We start from the raw sequence: 21,806 nt of genomic DNA, 5'->3' as shown, positions 1-21,806 counted from the left end.
ACTGCTCCCTTACTGGCCGGCACGATGGTCTTCCTCTTCACACCCTGTGCGATCGGTCGTTCGGCGGCGCGCCCGGGGATGGCTCTGGTCATAAACCCGGGCAAGATGTTGAAAGTCAAGATGAGTATAGACCTGGGTTGTGGCAATGTCCGCATGACCCAGCAATTCCTGAACCGCGCGCAGGTCGCCACTGGATTCCAGCATGTGACTGGCAAAGGAATGCCTGAGCAGGTGGGGGTGCAAACACTGGTCCGCGCCGTGCAGAATACCCCAGCGAGACAGGCGACTCTGGATACTGCGCCGGCTCAGGCGGGTACCCCGCTGGCTGACAAACAGTGCCTTCTCACCCTCGGTGACCAGTGCCCGCCGGCAGGACAACCACTGTTGCAGCGCCGCCACCGCCTTGCGGCCGACCGGCAGCACTCGCTCCTTGTTACCCTTACCCAGAACGCGGATTTCTGCGCCCTTCAGATCCAGAGCCGACAGATCGGCCCCGGCCAGCTCCGCCAGCCGAAGGCCGGAGGAATACATCAGCTCGAACATGGCCAGATCACGGATTTCGAGGGGGTCTTCGGGGGTGGCATCCAGTAACTGGCCAATCTGATCAACATCCGCAACGCGGGGCAAACGCCGACCACTTTTCGGCGCCCTGATGTCCAGAGCCGGATTATCGATGGCAAGCCCTTCGCGAAGCAGGTACTGGTAGAAACGCCGAATCGACGACAGGTGCCGGGCAATGCTGCGTCCGCTCAGCCCATCCCGGCTGAGCCGGGCTACGTAGCGCCGAACATCGTGGGCAGACAGCTCTGACCAGTCATTGAGGCCGTTATCCGCAAGCCAGGCGACCAGCCGCTGAAGGTCGCGCTGATAGTGTTCGCAGGTAAGGGGTGAATGCCGTTTCTCGGATTGCAGATGACGAATGAAGCCGGTCAGCGCCGCCAATTGGCTCGCTGATCCTTTGTGGTCACTCGCCGCCACGCTCACCCCTGGCCGGTCTCCGCGGTCAGGTCCGTCACCGGAGCGCCGGTACCATGACGCTTGAGCATGGGTGGTAAAAGCCGGCTCAGGGTGTCACTGATGTAGCTCAGGAACAGCGAGCCCATGCTCTGATCAAAGTAACCGGGTTCACAACTGCCGACAGCAAACACACCCACCAGACCTTCGTGGCGCAGGGGCACAAGGGCAACGGAGGCGATGGGCTCGTCACGGTCCGGGAACAGGAATTCACGCTCATTCTCGCGGAACTGGCCACAAACGGCCCGCTCCCCTTCCAGCAAGCTTCCCAACCGTTCGCGTGCCGCGGCCGCATCCACCATATGCAGGGCACCCTGTGACTGAAGCTGACCGGTTTCACTGAACAGAAGTACCGACGCGGCATCCAGACCAAAATCACCCCGGATACTGTCATCAATGGCAGCCGCCATATCCTGCAGGTTACGGGCTTCAATCACCTGCATCAGCAGGCGTTTGCTTTTCTCGAACAACCGGTCGTTGTGGCGGGCGATGGACACCAGTTCCACCAGCTCCCGGCGTAACGTGTCCCGCTGTTCCCGGAACAGGTGCACCTGACGCTCCACCAGAGAAATCGCCCGGCCGCTGTCATGGGGCAGAGTCAAACTGCGCAGCAGCTCGTCCTGGCCGATAAAAAAGTCCGGATTGGCCCTCAGATATTCTGCGACCTGTTCCCTGGTGAGTTCGCCGGCCTTCTGGCGGGCCGTTTGTTCTGTCATCGTGTTCTCCTGATCGGTTCAGGCCCCGTTTTTATGAGGTCGGGTGTTCGGGCGGGCACTCCTGCGGCGTCGGGGCTGGGGCTCGCCAGGCAATCGCAGCTCGCCTTCAAATACCGTGGTTGCAGGGCCTTCCATCATAACAGGGGTACCTTCCCCCTGCCATTCAATGACCAGCCGGCCGCCACGCAACTCAACTTCGACCCGGCTGTCCAGCAGGCCGCGGAGACAACCGGCCACCACCGCTGCACAGGCACCGCTGCCACAGGCAAGCGTTTCGCCAGAGCCCCGCTCAAACACACGCAACCGGGCATGGCGGCGATCAATCACCTGCAGAAAACCAATATTGGCGCGGGCCGGAAACCGGGGGTGTTTTTCCAACTGCGGGCCAAGGCTTTCCACCGGCGCCGTATCGACATTGTCCACCACCAGTACCCCGTGGGGATTACCCATGGAAATGGCTGACAGCTCGACCGTCTGGCCATTCACGTCGACGGTATACACATCCTTGCGCTGATCTGCCGCAAAGGGGATCGCGGGTGGGTTAAGCTCCGGCACCCCCATGTTGACCGCTACCAGGCCATCCCGACCCACTTTGAGCTCAATCACACCCTTGGCAGTCTGGACCCGGATAACACGCTTGTTGGTCAGGCGCTGATCGCGCACAAAGCGGGCGAAGCAGCGGGCTCCGTTGCCGCACTGTTCCACCTCCGAGCCATCGGCATTGAAAATGCGGTAGCGAAAATCCACATCCGGAAGCCCCGGTGGCTCCACCACCAGCAGCTGATCAAAACCGATCCCGAAATTGCGATCCGCCAGCTCCCGGATCGTGTCCGGGGCCAGCCGGAATGGCTGGCTGATGGCGTCGACCACCATAAAGTCGTTACCCAGCCCGTGCATCTTGGTAAAGCGCAGGACCGGACCCTGGCCACGTCGTTGCTGAGACATCTCGTTCCCCCCGCTCATTCCGGCAGGCAACTTTCCGGCGCCAGCTGGTCGTCCAGAGTCTCCCGGCGCCGAACCACATGCACCTGATCTCCGTCCACCATCAACTCCGGGGGCCGGTTGCGGGTGTTGTAGTTGGAGGCCATAACAAATCCGTAGGCCCCGGCCGAGCGTACCGCCAGCAAATCGCCGGCTTTCAGGCGCAGAGCGCGATCCTTGCCGAGGAAATCGCCGGTTTCGCACACCGGGCCCACCAGGTCCCAGGGCCTTTCCTCACTGTCCTGATGGGGCCGAACCGGAATAATGGCCTGCCAGGCACTGTAGAGCGCCGGTCGGATCAGATCATTCATGGCCGCATCGATGATGGCAAAATTCCGGTGTTCGGTGCACTTCAGGAATTCCACCCGGGTCACCAGAATGCCCGCATTCGCGGCAATGGAGCGGCCTGGCTCCAACACCAGCTCCAGCTCCCTATCACCCAGGCGTTCATTGAGCGCTTTCACATAATCTGCCGGTTGCGGCGGGGTTTCCTGGTTGTAGGTCACACCCAGACCGCCCCCCATATCCAGATGGCGAATACGGATGCCCTGCTCTGCCAGGGTGTCGATTAGAGAAAGCACCCTGTCCAGGGCATCCAGGAACGGCGACACCGACGTGAGCTGTGAGCCGATGTGGCAGTCCACCCCGTGGATATCGAGGTTGGGCAGGCTGGCTGCTCGGGCATAGACCGCCGGCGCCTCGGCAATGTCAATGCCGAACTTGTTTTCCTTCAGGCCGGTCGAGATGTAAGGATGGGTGCCCGCATCCACATCCGGGTTCACACGCAGGGAAATGGGCGCCTTCACCCCCAGCTCGCCAGCCACCTTATTCAGGCGATCAAGCTCGGTATCGGATTCCACATTGAAACAGCGAACGCCGGCCTCCAGGGCCCGCTTCATTTCCCACTCCTGCTTGCCAACGCCGGAGAATACGACTTTACCGGCATCCCCACCGGCGCGGAGCACACGCTCAAGCTCACCCGCGGAGACAATGTCAAAACCCGCCCCCAGGCGAGCCAGCACATTGAGAACGGCCAGATTGCTGTTGGCCTTGACCGCATAACACACCAGATGAGGGCGATTCTTCAGAGCCTCATCGTAGGCACGATAGTGACGCTCCAGCGTCGCCCGGGAATAGATGTAGGCCGGCGTACCAAAGCGCTCGGCGATTTCGGCAACGGCAACGTCTTCGGCGTAGAGTTCGCCGTTACGGTAATTGAAGTGGTCCATGCTGTTCCTGAAAGCTTAAGGTCGGGAGTGGTCTGGCTCAGGGCTGTTCATTGTCCTCATCGGCATTCTCGCCCGCTTCTGCGGCTGCCGCGGTGTTACCGGTCTCCGATGGCGCGGCGTCCGGCACCGGCGCGTCCCGGTACAGCGGCCCCTTCTGGCCACAGCCAGACACCATCAAAACCACAAACACCGAGAGCGCGACCGCCAGACGGCGCACAAGCCCAAGCTGCATACCCTATCCCCTGAGTGAATAATGGCCGAAGTATACCCGACACCCGGGTCGCACCGCGAGGATTCGCAGGTTCAGGACAGGTGCTGGTTAAGGGCATCCTCCAGCTGTGCCCGATAGAACAGGTACTGACTGGTCTGGATATCGCGCTGATACAGCTGTGGGTCGAGATCGTGGGGCAGATGCAGGTCAGTCAGATACACCGGATAGGGGTCCGGGCTCTGCCGCAAGGAGCGGATGTAATGGGCCACCGCCGGAATCAAACGGTCGCCATATTCCTGCACGGTAAACTCCTGATCATTGCAATACAGATCAAAGCGCAGAATGCTGTCACCCTGTTGCACGCCCACCGCCTGCACTTCGAGGCCGGACAAGGGCATTCCGGCGACCAGCTCTGGCCTCGGATCGGCCAGCCATCGGCCATCCCTGCATACCAGTTCGTAACACCGGATACCGGCGACCGGCTCCAGATTATCTGCCTGGCGCAACTGCCGGCGCTCAATAACACTGTCCAGAAATCGCAACAACGGTGCCAGTAGATGACGGCGTTGCTGGGCCTTCAGCTGGCGATGCCACAGACTGCCATACTCATCCACCACCCAGAGCTGGCCCTGGTCTCCCTGCAGCTGCCAGAATACCTGGATGTTACCGGCTTCGGAGGCTTCACATACCGCTTTCAATAGGGGAGCATCCTGCAAAGCATAGCGATCCGGCACCACCGGCAGAAAACTGTCCTGGGGCTGGAACAAGGCATCCATCAATGCCGCGCGGCTATCCAGGGCAACAAACCCCGGCTCCTGGCCATTGAACTGGAGCAGAAAATAACGCTGATCCATCTCGATGATATAACGCAAGGGATGGGGGCCGGTGCCGCCTGCAAAAAACTGTCGGAGCACATCGGCAAACAACTCACTCACCCGCCGGGCAATCGCCTGTCCGTGGCCCCGGCTGGGTGCTGTCACCCGGATCTCCGGCAACTTTGCCGGGTTGATCGCCACCTGAGCGAGCACATTCTTCAAACACTGGATCAGGGTATCCCCAGCCGCGTAATGCTGCAGACTGACTTCGTGCCAACTGTTCAGGGTAATCTGGTCGATGGTCGCCACCAGGTTGTCCCGGGCCCCACTGAACCCGAGCGAGTCGTTGCGGGCGCTGAGTTTATGCAGCCCCCGCTCGGTCAGATGAGCCTGTGGGTCCACCGCCACATTCAGCAACAACAGGTTGCGTAACGGCCGTACTGCACGGGACAGGGCCTGCCGGGGCGCCGGGGGCATAGGCACCGGCAGGAAACCAGCCAGCACATCCAGTATTTCCTTCAACTCGCTGACCGACGCCACGCTCTGGCCCGCTCGCACATTCAACCGTGTACTGCGACTGAGCAGCCCGTTGCAGTAACACCAGACAAGCAACTCAGCCAGGTTGCCGGCGCGGCGAATAACCGGCTGCCAGAAGGCGTCGGACGGATCTTCAAGATCCCGGTACAACAGCCAGCCGTCTCCGGCTGCCCCCTGTTCACTGCGATGGTGAAACGACAGGTTCTCTTCTGCCAGCGAGGGCACCAGCCCCGGATTGATCAGCTCGACCTTACCGGCCTTGCGCTGGAAGGCGGCATAGAGCTTGCGGCCCAGCAGATTGATGTCATTGGCGCTGATCGACGCCTGTGCATCCTGTTCCCGGGCCAATCTGGCAAGCAGGCGGTAACTGTGGGTAAGCTCGGCAACCACCCGCCGGCGTAGTCCCATCACTTCCTCGGCACACCAGCGCTGACGATCATCCAGCCGGCCCATATCCTCCGACGACCAGCCCCAGGTTTCAACCAGGCTGCGCAACAACTCGACCCGCCAGGGGTCACCTACCATACCCGCCCGGCTGAGCGGCAAGCCGGATTTCAGGTACAGGCTTCGGCGCACCAGCTCCAGCCGATCTGCGCCGTCACGGGCCAGCAACCACTGCTCCAGTCTCTGGTACAAAAGCACGTAGGGGTCCAGGGCATCGGCGCTAATCACACCATTGTGAACCGCCTGCTTGAAGCTGGCCGAGAGCAATGGTCGCTCCCGGTCGGTGGCGTAACATTCAATCAACAGCAGCTTGAGAATGGCTTTCCAGGGCGCATCGATTCCTTTGTAGAGCTGCCAGATGCCAGCGCCAGGCAGTTCTGCGGGAGGAATATCCGGCACCGCGCCAAAGTCGATGTAATCGCTGGCCTTGATAAACCGGCACTCCACCAGTTGTCGCCGGCATTGGTCGTAATCGGCCTCCCGGTCTACCGGAATCAGCCACCACAACGGATATTGACCGGCCAGGTGAATGCTGGTGCGGTAGAACTCATCCAGCAACAGAAAGTGCTGGGCACTGCCGCAGTTTTCCCCGGTAACTTCCACGCGCTGGCGCCCGGCCCGCCAATCGGCGGCAGAGAACACAAACACGTGCAGCTCCACCCCCAGGCTACCGGCCCATTCCGACAGTTTTTCAGCTTTGCGCTCCAGGCACCGAATGCCCGACGCCGGCAAATCCTGACGGTGGCAGAGCCAGACATCCAGATCACTGGCCACCGAGTGCCCGAGGGTGCCAGGGCTTCCCATCAGGAACAGACTGTCCAGATCAGGCTTTCGAGTGCCCTTGTCACGATAGTGAAAGCTACGGGCGTAACGGCGGGCCGCATCCAGCACTTCCGGGCCGGGCGTGTAACCACTGAAGCCGTCCGGGCAGTTACCATCCAGATAGCCAGGCAAGGCCGGATGGTTGCGGTGAAAAACCAGCGGCAACAACTCCAGCACCATCTGCTGCCGGTAGGTCAGTGCCGAGCACGCCCGCCGCCAACGCTGCTCGTTAACCAACAGAAACCGGTCCCGCAGGCGCCTGAGCGTTTTGCGGTCGATTCCATCCTCGAAATCGAGAACTATGGGCGCGGCGTGAACGGTCAAGAGAGCTCCGGCAAGAGGTTATTTTCGGCAAGATAGTCAGTATGATGAATGAATCGTGGCAAAACCTGTAAAAAAATAAAAGCACAGGCAGTGAACACGCTGCCAGCCCGAGCGAGGCACCCGAGCTGTGAAAGAATTTCTGATCCAACGCTACCGGCCCGATCCGACGGGCCCCGTTATCCGGCCCACCCTGCTTCGGGTGGATGACGATGGCCGGATCATCCAGGCTGATCGCCATGCAGAAACCATGTTTGGCTACGACATCAGCGATCTGACCGGACAGAAAGTCCAGCATATTCTGGCTTCCCGCCAGGACGATCCCTTCGCCCCCGCCCACCGACACCGGCTGGACAATGGCCAGACAGTGCTGGTGACGTTCCGCCACAAGGATGGCTTTTTCTTTACTGCCCTTCTCGGGCTGCGAATGGAGATCCGGGATTCAGACCAGGCCGCTACTGCCTCGATTACCCTCAGGGACAGCGATGCCATGGATAGCCGGATTCAACGACTGGCGGAACAGAATGCCGGCTTTGGACTCTGGGAGCTGGACATGCCCAGCAACGAGATCAGCTGGTCCGAAGGTATGTACCGCCTGCTGGAACTCAAAGCCGGCAGCGAGCTGACCCCGGAACAGGCGCTGTTTTACTGCCAGACAGGCCAGAACCGGGTACGAGCGATGTTCAGGCGCTGTATGCGCACCGGCCAGCCGTTCAGCATGGACCTGACCATTCTCACCAGCCGGCAACGGCCACAACGGGTTACTCTGGCCGGCCGCGCTCTGAAAAACGGCGGCCGGGTGCAGAAACTCGGCGGCGTGATGGTCAACCGCAGCGAGGCTATGGTCCACGATCTGGAAAAACAACAGGCACAGCAGATTCTGCAAGCTACGACCACCGCCTCCTCAGACCTGGTAGTGGCCATCGACACCGAGTTCAGGCTGCTGCATTTCAACACCCCCTGGTGCCAGCAGTTTCAACACGCCTTTGACCTGACGCCAAAGCCCGGGGACAACCTGCGCAGCCTTCTGAAGGACTTCCCCAATGAGCGCCGCCTGATCGAACGGCTATGGCAACGGGCCTTCGACCGTGAGCATTTTGTGGCAGAAATGCCCCTGAACCGCCAGGGAGAGGGACAGCCGATTTACGAGTTTCACTTCCAGAGCATCCGCGGAGACCGGGGTGAGGTCACCGGGGCCGTTCATGTCGCACGCGATATCAGCAACCGGATCCAGCACACCAGCAACAGCGATTACCGCATGCGGCACGATCCGGTCACCGGGCTGATGAACCGGCGTTCCTTCATCGAACACCTGGAACGGGCCATGGGCCATCGCCACAAACGCCAGAACACCGACGGGCTGCTGTTTCTGGACCTGGATAACTTCGAACAGTTCAACGAGGACGCTGGCAGCGGCACCTGCGACCGCTACCTGCGGGAACTGGCCGCCATGCTCGGGCTGCGCGTACGCCAGCGTGATGCCTTGGCACGACTGGCCGGCGATACCTTTGCGCTGTTCATCGAGAACTGCCCGGAACCCAGAGCGCGAAAGATCGCCGAGGAAATCCGCGAACAGATTGCCCAGTTCCAGTTTGAATGGCAGGGGCATACCCTGCAGACCACTACCAGCGGTGGTCTGTTGATTCTGGACAGTGAGTTGCCGAAACGGGCTGACACGCTGCTCACCCAGGCTGCGGACCTGTGCCATACCGCCAAGACTTCAGGCCGGAACCGGATCCACACCGCCCATGCACTGCCGGATGCCGCCGGCGATACCGGCACAGACAAGCAGCTGGAACAGCTACGCCAGGCTCTGGACCAGCATCAACTGATCCTTGAGTTTCAGGCTCTGAAGCCGGTCGCCAGTGTGACCTGGGGCGACCATATTGAAATACTGTGCCGCATTCCCGGCCAGGAACCGGACGACACCACACTCCTGCCCGGGCAGTTCCTGCCCCTGGCCGAGCGCTTTGACCTGGCCAAACGGCTGGACCGCCAGGTCATCCGTCAGACCCTGGACTGGCTGGGACAGCACCGGCTACTGGAACCAAGGCTGAAATACTGCGGCTTTAACCTGTCTCTGGCCTCGTTACTGGATGACACCTTCGCCGATTTCATGGAACAGCTGCTGGCACCCTCACCGTTCCGGGCGGAGTGCTTTTGCCTGGAGATCCGGGAAGCCCATGCCACCCAGTATCCGGACGAAGTGGCCGTGCTCTGCGATGCCCTGCATCGAATCGGTTGCCGAGTGGCGTTGGAGGGCGCTGGCGCCTCGGTGGAAAGCTACAGTCTGGCCGCCCACCTGCCGGTGGATATCATCAAACTGGATAGACGGGTGATGGATCATCTGGAGGACGATCCGGTTCAGCAAGTGATGGTGGATGCCCTGCATCGTATTGCAGAAGCCGCAGGCAAGGAGACCGTTGCCACCTTTATCGAGAGCGACGAAACCCTGAGAAAGGTCCGTACCCTGGGCATTCATTTTGGCCAGGGTTACCGGTTATCAAGGCCCCGACCGCTGGCGGAGCTGAAGCCGGTGGGGGTTGAGCTGAGTACGGGCTGGATCGGCGGCTAAGTTATGTTGAGGGCAGGATTCGTTCTACCCCGACCTCACACTGGGTCACTTTAGAACCGCTTCCGCGGCCGCTTACCAGCCCTCCATAGGGACGCCGTGTTCCCTGAGGTAGTCACCGTGTTTTTCGAGATAATTTCTGGTGCCTACCTCAAAATCATCCGGGTCACCCGGCACTTCCGTCGCCTGCATCCGCATCACCTCGATCTCATTGCCAATCTGGTTCGAAATCCAGACCACCACGGTACCGCCGGGCGCCAGACCAATGGTCAGGAGGTTCCGGGGGCCTGAGCGTACATCAACCTGCGTAACATAGGTTGCCGGCTCCCGCATTCGGTCCAGCAGGTCTTCCGGCACCTGAATGATCTTGGTGTAATATTTCTGCTCCGCGTAGGAAAACCACTTGACGAGAATCAGTTCCGGAAAGGGGTCAGCTCTGCCCCCAGGCCCGGTTGGGCCACGGGCACCCTTCCAGCAGCACCCCACCGTGCCTATCGGCTGGCGCCAGCTCCGCTCCCCCGACTTCTCCAGGAACATATCAGTCACCCACACTTCATAGTGCTGTGGCGCCGCTATCCTGATCATCCAAAGAGTGTCGTCCGCCTTCGACCACGCCGAACAGCCGCTGCCCAACAGGGCGATGGCCACAACGCCCATGGCCAGAATTTTCTGAATCATCATTCGCCCTCTGTCTGTGGCTAAGCGACGGGGCAGCCTACCAGCCCTCCATCGGGACGCCATGTTCCCTGAGGTAGTCACCGTGTTTTTCGAGATAATTCCTGGTTCCTACCTCAAAGTCATCCGGATCACCCGGTACCTCCGTGGCCTGCATGCGCATCACCTCGATTTCGTTGCCAATCTGGTTCGAAATCCACACCACCACGGTACCGCCGGGCGCCAGGCCAATGGTCATGAAGTTCCGGGGGCCTGAGCGCACATCAACCTGCGTAACATAGGTTGCCGGCTCCCGCATTCGGTCCAGCAGGTCTGGCGGCACCTTGATTATCTTGGTGTAGTACTTCTGCTCCGCGTAGGAAAACCAGTTGACCAGAATCAGTTCCGGAAAGGGGTCAACTCTGGCTCCCTTGCCACGAGGGCCACGGGGCCCCTTCCAGCAGCACCCCACCGTGCCGATGGGCTGGCGCCAGCTCCGCTCACCCGACTTCTCCAGAAACATATCGGTCACCCACACTTCGTAGTGTTTGGGGGCAGCCACGTCGATATACCAACTTGTGTCATCCTTCGACCACGCCGAACACCCGCTGCCCAACAGGGCCATGGCCACGATGCCCATGGCCAGAATTCTCTGAATCATCATTCGCCCTCCGTCTGTGGATATACCAGGCGCTCCCTGGAGAGCACCGGTGCGTGGGGATGCAATCCCTCTAACTTCGCAGGTGTTCCCGCCACCAAGGTTTCGATGCCGTTGTAGTGGGCGGAGTAATGGATATAACGCTGGAGCAAAAGGTGTTCATGTTCCGTGGTCAATGAAGGGGCGTCGCTCCCTTGTTCAACCTGTTTCAGGATTTGTTGCAGGATGGGGTTCAGTTCCTCTGGCAAGGTATTGTCGGTTTTTCTGGTATCAATAGCTTGCAGCGGCGCACCGCTATCAGTGGCCAGCCGATGCATCAACCTCAAGGCCACCTGCGAATACTCCCCCCGCACCTGGCGCAGCATTCGCAACACCAGTTCCACTCGGCCATCCGGCGCCGGGTGCTCATGGCGCAGGGTGACAACTTCCAGCCGGGCTGGTCCTTCAGGACCCAGGTCTTTCGGCCATGCCTGCAACTGTTCGGATTGCCGAACCGGCAGACTGTAGGGGCCTATCCAGCCTTCTGCCTCTATCTGTTTCCTTCTGGCCTCCAGGTTGTCCCACTGCAGGGTTTTGTCCGGCCAACGCAGCCGGTCGCGAGATACCTGCAGCCTGCGGCTTAACAGCACGTCCTCTCGTTGGCTGTCGCCGTAACCACCGCCAATATCGGAATGAACGCCCGGCAGGGAGATTTCCCGGAAGTTGGCCGGCAAGCTGCCGTCACGGCTTTGCAGACTGTTCAGGGCAAAGTTCCTGCGGTGCTCATGGGCGGCGGTCAGGTGCACCGCATGGCCCACCTTGTCCGGAGCAAGGTACAGCTTCACTGGGTGGTTGCGGTTGTTATGGGCCAACAAATCGCCGGCGGCCGGGTTCACAATGGCGGCCACGGAGTCGAACAGCCCCACGAAGCGAATCTCTACCGTCTTCGGCCAGAGGATACCGTTCTCAGCCAGCATTTGGGCCAGCAGACCATTCTCCCCCTGGTTTATCTCGTGCGCAGCGTGGCGGGCCGCAGCTGCTCCACGACTAAAGCCGAACAGATCAAGGGTCAAACGATCGATGGGCTGCCCCTCGGTAAGTCTCTTAGTTGTCTCTACTAGCGTCTTGAATGCTCTCTTGACCTGCTCAACAACCCCCGCTTCTCCCATGCCGGTGGCTGCGCTATACAACACATCATCATCGCCGGTCTTGGTGCCCGCCGCAGGCGCATAGATACTGAACCGGTAGGTGCTGGTACCCTCCACCTCTTTTTCTTCTTCGATGTACAAATCCCACAACTTAGCCACATTGCTGGGGGCATTGGCGTAACTGTCACCCAACATCAGGCCCATCCGCCGCTCACACTCTTCCCGGCCGATGGTGTTATTTTCGTAGGGAATCAGGCACTCCTGCTCTAGCTGCTCAACGAAGGCCTGGGTATTGGCGGCGTTGTTCATGGTGCCATCGGTAAACAGGCCCACTTCCAGGTGAACCCTGGGGCAGGTGCCTGGGGGGAATCCGCCGTGGCGTCTTCGGTTGAGGATGCTGCAGACATCAACACGGGAGCCACCAGTGCGGAAGCCCCTAAGGGCAGGCTCAGCCGATGGTCATCCACGCTACCTTGAGCCGCCCGCTCCCGGCGCTGACGCTGCCGGTAGTTCATTGAGAACATGTTCACTTCCAGCGACCCGACACCCCAGGATTCGGATTGGCGCAACTGCTCGCAGGTGATGCCACAGTTGTTCAGCTCTGCTACTGCACACTCAATCTCAGATGGAACGTTCAGCCAACTGCGGTCTAACCGCCACTGGCCTCCGGCAGGCAGACTGTTGTCTGGCCGCCAGGTCACCATCGGCGAGAAAGGCTTATTCCACTCCGAACAGACCAGCATCAGCTCGCCGTCTCTCACCGCACGGTGAACAGTTTCCGCTAGGTTCCGCCAGTCACCGGGGCCATGCCTGAACAGCGATAGCATGCTTGAACGAAGATGGTTGTCCTGCTCAACCAGGAGACGGGCCCTGTCAGCAGCAAAAAAGGGAGTTTCAACAAAGGGAATGTCGAGGGCCTTCAACTCTGAAGGCCTGACCAGTTTCATAAAGCTCATCGTCAGCGTCCTTGTTGACGGCAGCAAACAGGTAGAGATAGTCGGACAATCCTAGCCGATATTGTGTATTTATGACAAAACCGCGCTTTACGGTTTTGTCATAAATTTTTTTCTAAACTGCCACGCCCATGACAGCCAATCGACTATGCCAGATTTTTCCGAGCGCGGGCCACCGCTGCACGTACCTGGTTTGGCGCAGTTCCACCCAGATGATCACGGGCCTGCACGGAACCTTCCAGGGTCAGCACGTCGAACACATCCTCGCCGATCACATCTGAGAACTGTTGAAGTTCCTCCAGCGTCATGTCTGACAGGTCACGACCTTCGGCGACACCGAAAGCAACTGACTTGCCGACAATCTCATGGGCATCACGGAACGGCACGCCTTTCTTGACCAGGTAATCGGCCAGATCCGTGGCGGTGGAGAAGCCCCGCTTGGCGGCTACCCGCATGTTGTCGGCCTTGGCCCTGATGGCCGGGATCATGTCGGCGTAAGCCTTCAGGCAGCCCTTGATGGTATCGACCGTGTCGAACAGCGGCTCTTTGTCTTCCTGGTTGTCCTTGTTGTAGGCCAGCGGCTGGCTCTTCATCAGGGTCAGCAGGCTGATCAGATGGCCATTGACCCGGCCGGTCTTGCCACGCACCAGCTCGGGTACATCCGGGTTTTTCTTCTGGGGCATGATCGAGGAACCGGTGCAGAACCGGTCCGGCAGGTCGATGAAATCGAACTGGGCGGAGGTCCAGAGCACCAACTCTTCGCTGAACCGGGACAGGTGGGTCATCAGCAGCGCGGCGAAACTGCAGAATTCAATGGCGAAATCCCGGTCGGAGACCGAATCCAGGCTGTTTTCAGTGGGCCGGTCAAAGCCCAGCAGTTCGGCGGTCAGGTTACGGTCGATCGGGTAGGTGGTACCGGCCAGGGCAGCGGCGCCCAGGGGCATCACATTCACCCGCTTGCGACAGTCCTGCAGACGATCGGCATCGCGCACCAGCATTTCGTACCAAGCCAGCAAATGGTGGCCGAAGGTAACCGGCTGGGCGGTCTGCAGGTGGGTAAAGCCGGGCATAATGGTGTCTGCCTCACGCTCGGCCAGGTCCAGCAAGCCAGCCTGCAGGCGAGCCAACTCTTCGGCGATCACATCGATTTCATCCCGCAGGTACAGGCGAATGTCGGTAGCGACCTGGTCGTTACGGCTGCGGCCAGTGTGCAGTTTCTTGCCGGTGATGCCGATGCGATCGGTCAGCCGTGCTTCGATGTTCATGTGCACATCTTCCAGGCTGACGGACCACTCGAAGCGACCGGCTTCGATGTCTTCCTTCACGCCTTTCAGGCCGTCGATGATCTGGTCGCGCTCGGCCTCCGTCAGCACACCCACCTTCGCCAACATGGTGGCATGGGCGATGGAGCCGGTAATATCATGATGATACAGGCGCTGGTCGAAGCCCACCGAGGCGGTGAAGCGTTCAACAAAGGCATCGGTAGGCTCGCTGAAGCGGCCACCCCAGGGTTTTTCGGAGGATGTGGTCTGGTCAGACTTTTTCTGATCCGTCATGGTCTATCTTTCCTGCTGACAGCCCGGCATCATCATGCCGGCAATGGATAAGTGAAAAGTTGCGGCAGTATAGCATTCCGGCCCCGGTTAAGGAGACTCCCCTGAAACCCGACAAAGGCATGAACCACAAGGACACCGACAGCTTCTACGTGCCCGATCTGTGTCGCGTGCGGGCTGTGTTCATGCTGTTGATTACCAGCGAACTTCTGGTTCTGGTGCTGGCCATCGTGCAGGCACAGAACAGCTGGATCGACTGGAACTACTTCGGTCTGCTGTCCCTGTTCGTGCAATGGACCACCCTCACCAGCGCCGCACTGATCTGTCTGTTGCGCCCCCGCCTGGCTCGTTTGAGCAACAGCCGCGCCACACTGACCATCGTCACCATTGTCTTGCTGGACGTACTGGCATTCAGCCTGTTTGCCGACAGCGTATTGCACCCGCAGCCAGGCGTGGCACTCTGGCACGGCATTGCCAAAAAGCTGTTACTGGCATTGCTGATCGTCCTGATGGTGCTGCGTTATTTTTACCTTCAGCACCAGTGGCAGCAACAGCGGGAGGCGGAAATGCAGGCCCGGCTGACCTCCTTGCAGGCCCGGATTCAGCCACACTTTCTGTTTAACAGCATGAACACCATTGCCAGCCTGATTGCCACCAATCCGGAGCAGGCGGAAGAAGCGGTGCTGGATCTGTCGGAACTGTTCCGGGCCAGCCTGCGCACCGACGACCAGCTCATTCCCCTGAACCGTGAGCTGGAACTGTGCCAGCGTTACCTGGCGATTGAGTCTCTGAGACTGGGGGAACGCCTGCAGCTGGAGTGGGATATTCAACCCGGGCTTGGGCAACAGGTAATACCACCCCTGACACTGCAGCCGCTGGTGGAAAATGCCATCTATCACGGCATCCAGCCGCGGCCGGAAGGCGGTGTCGTCCGGGTCGAAGTATCGGCCAAGGATCACTTTGTCTACCTTCTGGTGCAGAATCCCGCGCCGGAATCTACGGAACGCCAGCACCAGGGCAACCGCGTTGCCCTGAGTAACACCCAGGCCAGACTACAGGCACTGTTTGGCGAACCCGCCGTGCTCAAACACAGCCGCCAGGGTAATACCTACACCGTCACCCTTCGCCTGCCCCGGCGCAGCATCAATACCAGCAACCGTCAGTGACAAAACAGGCCATGAATACCGAAGACAGCAAACGCGTACTGATTGCCGATGACGAACCCCTCGCCCGCCAGCGCATCCAGCGCCTGCTGGAAGCCCTGCCGGATTACCGGGTTTGTGGCGAAGCGGTGGATGGCAACGACACTTTGCGCAAAGTGGCCGAACTGGAACCGGACATCCTGCTGCTGGACATCCGCATGCCCGGCATGGATGGTATGGAGGCAGCCGACCAGCTCAGCCGGCTCCAGAATCCGCCCGCGGTAATCTTCTGTACCGCCTATGACCACTATGCCATCCAGGCGTTCGAGGTTCGCGCCGTCGCCTACCTGCTCAAACCGGTACGGCGTGAGGCCCTGGCCGATGCCCTGGCCCGGGCCGGCAAGCTTAACCGGGTACAACGGCAAGCCCTGGCGCAAAGTACCGATGCTGGCAACGACCAGCTGGCGGTGCGCACACACCGAGGTACCGAACTGATCGACCTGGTAGACCTGTACTACTGTGAGGCCGACCAGAAGTACGTGACCCTGTACCACAGCCACGGCGAGACGGTGTGCGACTACACCCTGAAAGAACTGGAGCAGGCTTACCCGGATCACCTTCTGCGCGTCCACCGACACACACTGGTTGGCGTGCGCTTTATCCAGGGGCTGCGGCGGTCGTCCGATGGCCAGAATCAGTTGGCACTGAAAGGCAATGCCACCCTGCTGCCGGTCAGCCGCCGCCATGCCAGTACGGTTCGCCAGTGGCTGCAGGAACACCAACCCTCCCCCTGACGGGGTAGGCGGGGGTTCACCGCGGGACTTTTTTTCTGCCACAAGGTAACCTTGGGGCACATTTTCCCGAACGACAGTGAGTGACATGTCCAAACGTACCCTTCGCATTGCAACCCGCAGCAGCGCACTGGCGCTGTGGCAGGCGGAATTCATCAAGGCCGAGCTCGAACGGCTGCATGACAACGTTGACGTTGAGCTGATCAAGATCAAGACCCAGGGCGACAAGATCCTGGATGTTCCCCTGGCCAAGATCGGCGGCAAGGGCCTGTTCGTGAAGGAACTGGAAGAAGCCATGCTGGACGGCCGTGCCGATCTGGCCGTGCATTCCATGAAGGATGTACCCATGGAATTCCCCGAGGGCCTGGGGCTGGTCGCCATTTGCGAACGCGAAGACCCCACCGATGCCTTCGTCAGCAACCAGTACGAACACATCGACCATCTGCCTGAGGGCGCGGTGGTAGGCACCGCCAGCCTGCGTCGGGAGGCCCAACTGCGGGCCAACCGCCCGGATCTTCAGATCAAGGTACTGCGTGGCAATGTGAATACCCGGTTGGCAAAACTGGATGCCGGTGAATACGACGCCATTGTACTGGCCAGCTCCGGCCTGAAGCGTCTCGGCTTCCATGACCGTATCCGTTACTGTCTGCCAGACACGTTTTCCCTGCCCGCCGTTGGCCAGGGTGCTTTGGGCATCGAATGCCGGGTCGACGACACGGAACTTCTGGAGCTGATTGCCCCGCTCAATCACACCGACACCTGGGACCGCGTCAGCGCGGAGCGGGCCCTGAACCGTCGCCTTGAGGGCGGTTGCCAGGTGCCCATTGCCGCTTACGCCCTGCTGGAAGACGACAACACCCTGTGGCTGCGGGGTCTGGTGGGCGCCGTCAACGGTACTCAGATTTTCCGGGTGGAAGGCCGCGCTCCGCGTGCCGAGGGTGAACGCCTGGGCCGCGAACTGGCGGAACAGCTTCTGTCCATGGGAGCCGACAAGGTGCTGGCTGAAATCTATGGCCACACCCCGCGCTGAGTTTCAGCAACCGCCTGAACTCCAGGGCCGGCGAGTACTGATCTGCCGGCCCGAGCCCGAAGCCAGCCGCCTCGCTGAGGCCTTTCGCAAGGCCGGTGCCGATGCCCGGGTGATGCCGATGATGGCGCGCGAGCCTTTACCGGAAACCCCGGAGCAGCGCGGCATCCTTCAGCAACTGGACAATTTTTCCCACATCATCGCGGTCAGCCCCTATGCCGCCCGCCGGCTGATGGAGGAAATCGACCACTGGTGGCCTCAACTTCCCGCCGGCCTGCAATGGTACGGGGTGGGCGCCGGCACCGCCGCGGTTTTTCGCGAACACGGCCTGAAACCGAGAATGCCTGCCGAAGGCTGGACCAGCGAGGCGTTGCTGGCGCTGCCATCACTGCAGAGCATTGACGGAGAGAAAGTGCTGCTGGCTCGGGGCGAGCATGGCCGGGAACTGATTCGTGAGACCCTGGCGCAACGGGGCGCACGGATTACCACCCTGCCCCTGTACCGGCGCGTGCTGCCGTACTATTCTGCAAAACAGGTGAAGGCTCTGGTTGCCGACTTCCACCCCGAGGTGGTGATTGCGCTTTCCGGCGAAACCCTGAACAATCTGGTGGAGCTGGGCCACAGATACCAATTGGCTCTGACGCCCGACATAATCGTAGTACCTGCGGAGCGTGTGGCGGAACAGGCGCGCGCGCTGGGCTTCCGCAAGCCACTGGTGCCCGGTAGCCTGAACGATGACGACCTGGTCATCAGTGTTGCTTCCTGCCTGTCGCAGGAGGCCGGTGACAACGGATAACCAAGTAAGGATGCCCGTGACTGAAACAACAAAACAACTCCCCGCTCCCGTACAACCCGCCAGGCCGGAACGCCCACGCTTGTGGCCAGTGTGGATTGTGGCGGTTCTGGCGCTGATTCTGGCGATTGCCCTGGGGCTCTGGAACTGGCAACAGTGGCAGAAGCACCAGGCCACCCTGCAGGTGGTTCAGGACCTCCGGCAGGATACCAACCAGCTGGAAAGCCTTTACGGCAACCGCGGCAGCGAACAGAGCGAGCGGCTTCAGGCACTGGAAAACCGAGTGGCGGAACAGCGGGAGCTGATTGCCACCCAGCAACGCCAGATCGATCACACCGCCCGCGAATTGCTGGAAGCCGGCAACCGCACCCGCACCGACTGGCTGCTGGCAGAAGCCGAATATCTGCTGCGTATTGCCAACCAGCGCCTGCTGATTGAAAAAGACATCCGCGGATCACTGTCCGCCCTGGAATCGGCCGACGAGGTGTTGCGGGAATCCGACGATATCGGGGTTTATCCGGTGCGCCAGCAACTGGCACGGGAAATCCAGTCGCTGAAGGGCATTCAGGGTGTCGACCGCACCGGGCTCTACCTGCGGCTGGAGGCCGCCATTGCCAGCGTCAACGATCTCACCGACCAGGCCCTGATCAGTGATCAGGCGCCGGGATTCGACATGGTCGAAGACCAGAATGCGCCATCTGACGGCAGCAACATGTTCACCAGGGGCTGGAACCGGTTCCTGGGCACCCTCAAGGAAGTCGTTGTGATCCGCCGCATGGACGAACCGGTAAAACCCCTGTTGTCTCCGGACCAGAGCGCCTGGGCCCGTCTCAACCTGCAACTGATGCTGGAAGAAGCTGAAATGGCGGTCTTGCGGGGCAATCAGCCACTGTATGAACGCGCTCTGAACAAGGCCATCACTACCATCAACGACTGGTATGACGGCACCAACCCGGCCATTCGCGGGCTCAACGAGACCCTGAACGAACTGGCCGAGCGCAACGTAGACCCGGAACTGCCGGATATCAGCCAGTCCCTTAGCCTGCTGAAAGAGCGTCTGGCGGGTCGCCTGGCCACCGGCGACAACGACACCGACAGCAACGCGGCCAATGGGGGCAATGAGTCATGATCCGCGTATTGCTGATCCTGCTGATTGCCCTTCTGGTGGGCACCGGGCTATCCCTGGGGCTGACCTACGACCTCGGCTATATCCGCATCAGCCTGGGCAACTACCTGATTGAAACCAATTTCTGGGTCGGGCTGGGCCTGATACTGGTCATCATTCTGTTAGCCGTCACCATCATCAATACGGTTCGCCGATTCCGACAGGGTACCGGCGTGATGGCGGGTTGGATTGCCCGCGGTAATGAGCGCCGGGCCCGGCGCCGGACCACACGAGGCCTGCTGGCTCTGGCCGAAGGTAACTGGCCCCGCGCCCGCAAACTGCTGACCAGCTCCGCCAGCCATGCCGACACCCCCCTGATCAACTATCTCGCGGCGGCCCAGGCCGCGTTCGAGTCCGGCGACCATGAAGCGGTCGATGAACTGCTGCGCAAGGCCTTTGAAAGCACACCTGGCTCCAGCATGGCGGTCGGGTTGACCCAGGCCCAGCTGCAACTGGCCGGTAACCGGCCCGAGCAGGCTTTAGCGACCCTGTTGCGCCTGCGCAAGGAATCTCCACATCATCCGTTTGTCCTCAAGCTGCTGAAGAACGCCTATCTGCGCCTGGAAGACTGGCGCGAGTTGTCCCGGCTTATCCCGGAACTGCGCAAGCGAAGCGTGGTGCCGGAGAGCGAACTGAACGAGCTGGAACGCCAGGTCTGGCACAACCTGCTGGAGCGGGCCGCTGAGGAATGCCAGCGCAGCCGCAAAGAGAATCCCGAAGCCAGCCTGGAACCGCTGACTCGCCTGTGGGACGAACTGCCGGGCTTTGTGCGCCGGGATGAGTACACCATCCGCGACTACGCCCGACTGCTGGCGGGACTGGGTGATGAGGCCCAGGCAGAAACGCTGCTGAGAAAGGTACTGCGTAACCACTGGAGCGACGAGCTGATCAACCTGTATGGCCGGATTCAGGGCCAGGATCCGGAGGAACAGCTATTGATTGCAGAGCAGTGGCTGAAACATCGCACCAACAACCCCGAGCTGTTGCTGGCATTGGGCCGGCTCAGCCTGCGTAATGAGCTGTGGGGAAAAGCACGGGAGTACTTTGAAACCAGTCTGAAACTGCGCCGTAATCGTGAAACTCTCGCGGAGCTGAGCCGGCTGAATGCCCATATGGGCGAGGAAGAAGCCAGCATCAAGCTGCTGATGCAGGGGCTGGAAACCGACCACGGCCTGCCCGACCTGCCCATGCCCCGGGCCTGAGACTTCGCAGTCTTTGGCTCAGACAAACAAAAGAGCCGGCAAATTGCCGGCCCTTTTTAATAGCGCCCACTGAAGTTGTCAGCTGCGGGGAGCGTACTCCAGAACATCCGAGAAAAAGGCCTGCTCCGGAAGGCCAGCCTCCACCAGCGCATCCATCAGGGTATACACCATGGTGGGCGAGCCACTGGCATGAACTTCCACATCCTGCCAATCGAACCCTGAAGCCAGCACAGCCCTGACCAGCTGGTCGTGATGACCGCCCCAGTCATTGTCTTCATCGTCTCCCACCACCGGCAAAAAGCTGAACGGTGCCCACTCTTCCTGCCACTGCTGCGCGAGAGAACGCAGGTACATGTCCTCGTGCTTGCGCACGCCCCAGAACAGTTTGACTGGCCTCTGGTAACGGGTTTCCCGCAGGTAATCCACCAGGCTTTTCATCTGGGCAAAACCGGTACCCGCCGCCACCAGTAGCAAGGGTTTGTCCGGCATACTGGCCAGGCAGGCCTTGCCATGAGGCAGTTCCACCGTCACATCCTGGCCGGAAGTCAGCGCATCGATGACTTTCTGGGCCGAGACCCAGTCGGGCGAAGCCTGGATGTGCAGTTCGATCTGCTCTGCTGAGGGGCTGCTGGCAATCGAGAAATAGCAGGGGTCAGCTCCGGGCAGGATCACCGACAGATACTGCCCGGCATGAAAAGCCACATCCCTCCGCCGGGGAAGCTGCAAGGCCACCCGGTACACATCGTGACTGATGGAACGTACGTCGATTACCTTCGCCTGGTACTGGCGGGGCTGGTAATTTCCTGATGCCATAACGGCAGGTATCTCCAGTTCAAGGTCGGCGAGCGGCCGAGTCCGACACATCATCAGTGGCTCGCCAACCGCGATAGAATGTTGATTTCGGGTATTCAGCGCCCGACCTTTCAACAACCGGGCCTCACAGATTTCGCACACACCATTTCGGCAGGCTGCCGGCACCCGTATTCCGGCTGCGGCCGCTGCAGACAACAGGTCTTCAGCCTTATCAGCACCGTATCCAAGCCCCGATGGCTGCAGACGTATCCGAAACACTCTCTGCC

General features: G+C 60.5%; 19 protein-coding genes. 7 read left to right on the top strand and 12 right to left on the bottom strand.

Features of this window, described 5'->3' with window-relative positions; translation table 11 throughout:
• Nucleotides 1-9: 9 nt before the first annotated feature.
• The 6 genes from xerC to ACF8YQ_RS01915 form a co-directional block, all read right to left on the bottom strand.
• Nucleotides 10-984: a tyrosine recombinase XerC gene (gene xerC / locus ACF8YQ_RS01940; RefSeq protein WP_396622456.1), complete on the bottom strand. Its 975-nt coding sequence runs from the start codon at nt 982-984 to the stop codon at nt 10-12.
• Nucleotides 981-1,730 (bottom strand): DUF484 family protein, encoded by a 750-nt coding sequence (locus tag ACF8YQ_RS01935; protein ID WP_011784041.1) that lies wholly within the window; start codon nt 1,728-1,730, stop codon nt 981-983. Before ACF8YQ_RS01935 ends, xerC begins: the two co-directional genes overlap by 4 nt.
• 18 nt (nt 1,731-1,748) lie before the next feature.
• A complete protein-coding gene (gene dapF / locus ACF8YQ_RS01930) occupies nt 1,749-2,675 on the bottom strand; it encodes a diaminopimelate epimerase (RefSeq protein WP_226597549.1) in 927 nt (308 codons plus the stop codon).
• Between the two features lie 14 nt (nt 2,676-2,689).
• Nucleotides 2,690-3,940, bottom strand: coding sequence for a diaminopimelate decarboxylase (gene lysA / locus ACF8YQ_RS01925; protein WP_396622455.1), 1,251 nt, complete (start codon nt 3,938-3,940; stop codon nt 2,690-2,692).
• Nucleotides 3,941-3,977: 37 nt separating this feature from the next.
• Nucleotides 3,978-4,172: a lipoprotein gene (locus tag ACF8YQ_RS01920; protein WP_396622454.1), complete on the bottom strand. Its 195-nt coding sequence runs from the start codon at nt 4,170-4,172 to the stop codon at nt 3,978-3,980.
• Between the two features lie 71 nt (nt 4,173-4,243).
• Nucleotides 4,244-7,093, bottom strand: coding sequence for a class I adenylate cyclase (locus ACF8YQ_RS01915; RefSeq protein WP_396622453.1), 2,850 nt, complete (start codon nt 7,091-7,093; stop codon nt 4,244-4,246).
• Nucleotides 7,094-7,220: 127 nt separating this feature from the next.
• Here ACF8YQ_RS01915 and ACF8YQ_RS01910 point away from each other — a divergent pair, with 127 nt between their 5' ends.
• Nucleotides 7,221-9,665 carry an EAL domain-containing protein gene (locus ACF8YQ_RS01910; protein WP_396622452.1) on the top strand — a complete coding sequence of 815 codons (2,445 nt, stop codon included), beginning with the start codon at nt 7,221-7,223 and terminating at the stop codon, nt 9,663-9,665.
• A gap of 72 nt (nt 9,666-9,737) precedes the next feature.
• Here ACF8YQ_RS01910 and ACF8YQ_RS01905 read toward each other — a convergent pair whose 3' ends face one another.
• The 5 genes from ACF8YQ_RS01905 to argH all read right to left on the bottom strand — a co-directional run bounded on the left by ACF8YQ_RS01905 (nt 9,738) and on the right by argH (nt 14,610).
• The gene (locus tag ACF8YQ_RS01905; protein WP_396622451.1) at nt 9,738-10,343 is read right to left on the bottom strand and encodes a DUF2931 family protein; all 606 of its coding nucleotides are present in this window, start codon (nt 10,341-10,343) and stop codon (nt 9,738-9,740) included.
• A 34-nt stretch (nt 10,344-10,377) separates the two neighbouring features.
• On the bottom strand, nt 10,378-10,980 hold the full coding sequence (locus ACF8YQ_RS01900; RefSeq protein ID WP_396622450.1) for a DUF2931 family protein: 603 nt from the start codon (nt 10,978-10,980) through the stop codon (nt 10,378-10,380).
• Nucleotides 10,977-12,434: a phospholipase effector Tle1 domain-containing protein gene (locus tag ACF8YQ_RS01895; protein ID WP_396622449.1), complete on the bottom strand. Its 1,458-nt coding sequence runs from the start codon at nt 12,432-12,434 to the stop codon at nt 10,977-10,979. The genes ACF8YQ_RS01900 and ACF8YQ_RS01895 overlap by 4 nt, the downstream gene beginning before the upstream one ends.
• Nucleotides 12,407-13,057 (bottom strand): hypothetical protein, encoded by a 651-nt coding sequence (locus ACF8YQ_RS01890; RefSeq protein ID WP_396622448.1) that lies wholly within the window; start codon nt 13,055-13,057, stop codon nt 12,407-12,409. The genes ACF8YQ_RS01895 and ACF8YQ_RS01890 overlap by 28 nt, the downstream gene beginning before the upstream one ends.
• A gap of 143 nt (nt 13,058-13,200) precedes the next feature.
• On the bottom strand, nt 13,201-14,610 hold the full coding sequence (gene argH / locus ACF8YQ_RS01885; protein WP_224850912.1) for an argininosuccinate lyase: 1,410 nt from the start codon (nt 14,608-14,610) through the stop codon (nt 13,201-13,203).
• A 119-nt stretch (nt 14,611-14,729) separates the two neighbouring features.
• Here argH and ACF8YQ_RS01880 point away from each other — a divergent pair, with 119 nt between their 5' ends.
• The 6 genes from ACF8YQ_RS01880 to ACF8YQ_RS01855 all read left to right on the top strand — a co-directional run bounded on the left by ACF8YQ_RS01880 (nt 14,730) and on the right by ACF8YQ_RS01855 (nt 20,727).
• Nucleotides 14,730-15,773 (top strand): sensor histidine kinase, encoded by a 1,044-nt coding sequence (locus tag ACF8YQ_RS01880; protein WP_396622447.1) that lies wholly within the window; start codon nt 14,730-14,732, stop codon nt 15,771-15,773.
• 11 nt (nt 15,774-15,784) lie between these two features.
• On the top strand, nt 15,785-16,543 hold the full coding sequence (locus ACF8YQ_RS01875) for a LytR/AlgR family response regulator transcription factor (RefSeq protein WP_396623265.1): 759 nt from the start codon (nt 15,785-15,787) through the stop codon (nt 16,541-16,543).
• Between the two features lie 85 nt (nt 16,544-16,628).
• Nucleotides 16,629-17,570: a hydroxymethylbilane synthase gene (gene hemC, locus ACF8YQ_RS01870; protein ID WP_396622446.1), complete on the top strand. Its 942-nt coding sequence runs from the start codon at nt 16,629-16,631 to the stop codon at nt 17,568-17,570.
• Complete coding sequence (locus tag ACF8YQ_RS01865) at nt 17,551-18,363, top strand: uroporphyrinogen-III synthase (RefSeq protein ID WP_396622445.1); 813 nt, start codon at nt 17,551-17,553, stop codon at nt 18,361-18,363. The genes hemC and ACF8YQ_RS01865 overlap by 20 nt, the downstream gene beginning before the upstream one ends.
• A gap of 10 nt (nt 18,364-18,373) precedes the next feature.
• Nucleotides 18,374-19,489: a uroporphyrinogen-III C-methyltransferase gene (locus ACF8YQ_RS01860; protein ID WP_396622444.1), complete on the top strand. Its 1,116-nt coding sequence runs from the start codon at nt 18,374-18,376 to the stop codon at nt 19,487-19,489.
• Nucleotides 19,486-20,727: a heme biosynthesis HemY N-terminal domain-containing protein gene (locus ACF8YQ_RS01855; RefSeq protein WP_224850918.1), complete on the top strand. Its 1,242-nt coding sequence runs from the start codon at nt 19,486-19,488 to the stop codon at nt 20,725-20,727. The genes ACF8YQ_RS01860 and ACF8YQ_RS01855 overlap by 4 nt, the downstream gene beginning before the upstream one ends.
• Before the next feature lie 78 nt (nt 20,728-20,805).
• Here the strand turns inward: ACF8YQ_RS01855 and ACF8YQ_RS01850 are convergent, their stop codons facing one another.
• Entirely contained in the window at nt 20,806-21,798 is a 993-nt protein-coding gene (locus ACF8YQ_RS01850) for a CDP-6-deoxy-delta-3,4-glucoseen reductase (protein WP_396622443.1), read from the bottom strand.
• Nucleotides 21,799-21,806 lie beyond the last annotated feature (8 nt).

The organism is Marinobacter sp. W-8, assembly GCF_044342215.1.
Classification (GTDB): Bacteria; Pseudomonadota; Gammaproteobacteria; order Pseudomonadales; family Oleiphilaceae; genus Marinobacter; species Marinobacter nauticus.
The sequence above is the reverse complement of the archived record's forward strand: the minus strand, read 5'-3'. Positions and strand labels throughout refer to the sequence as shown.